Annotated in this window: 1 protein-coding gene; it reads left to right on the forward strand. The window is 76.5% G+C overall.

Features of this window, described 5'->3' with window-relative positions:
- Positions 1–1,019 (forward strand): sensor histidine kinase KdpD (locus AE652_RS41995; protein WP_049661394.1); only part of this gene is annotated, 1,019 nt, incomplete at both ends.

A 1,019-nucleotide genomic window follows, 5' to 3' on the forward strand; every position in this document is an offset into this window, starting at 1 on the left:
CCCGCGCCGGGCAGGCCCGGGCCGAGGCCGACGTCACCACCGCGCACGCCGAGCTGGCCCGGCTGCGGGCCGAACTCGACGCCGAGCGGGCCGGGGCGGAGGTTGAGCGGACCCGGGTCGAGGCCGAGCGCGCCGAACTGGCCCGGATCACCGAGGGCGTGCTGCCCGAGGTGGTGGCGAAGCTGCGGGCCGGCGCGGCGGTGGACAGTGCGCTGGCCGTCCACCGCAAGCACCCCCAGTACCCGCTGCTGCGTGCCGTCGGCGAGGAGATCGGCCGCGGCGAGCGGCTGCGGGCCGCCGCGCTCGCGGTGTGCGCGACCGCCGCCGGGCGGGTCCAGGCGCTGGCCACGAGCATGCACGCCGAGCTGCGCGAGATGCAGCACCGGCACGACGAGGAGGTCCTCGGCGACCTGCTGAGCCTGGACCACTCGACCGCCCAGGCGGGCCGGATGGCCGACAGCATCGCCGTGCTCACCGGCGCCCGCTCGGGCCGCCGTTGGGCCAAGCCGATCGCCGTGGAGTCGGTGCTGCGCGGCGCGCTCGGCCGGATCGGCGCCTACCAGCGGGTGCGGCTGCACAACGCCAGCACCGCCGCGGTCGCCGGGTACGCGGCCGAGGGCGTGATGCACGCGCTGGCCGAACTGCTGGACAACGCCACCAACTTCTCCGCCCCGCCGGCCGAGGTGCACGTCTACGTCGAGGAGGTGCCCGCCGGGCTGGCGGTCACCGTCGAGGACAGCGGCCTGGGCCTGAGCGATAGTTGGCTGCGCCGGGCCGAACGGGCCGTCTCCGCCGAACCGCTGGACCTCACCACGCTCTCGGCGGGTACCCGCCTGGGGCTGGCGGTGGTCGGCGTGCTGGCGCGCAAGCACGGGCTGCAGATCTCCTTCCGGCCCTCGGCACGCGGCGGTACCGGCGTGGTGATGCTGATCCCGCATCAGCTGGTCACCCACCCGGCACCGGCCGCGGCCCCGGCGCCCGTCCAGGTGTCCGTACCGGTACAGGCGTCGCCCGCGGAG

Origin of the sequence: Kitasatospora sp. MY 5-36, from assembly GCF_001182915.1 — a bacterium.
In the GTDB taxonomy this organism is placed as follows: domain Bacteria; phylum Actinomycetota; class Actinomycetes; order Streptomycetales; family Streptomycetaceae; genus Kitasatospora.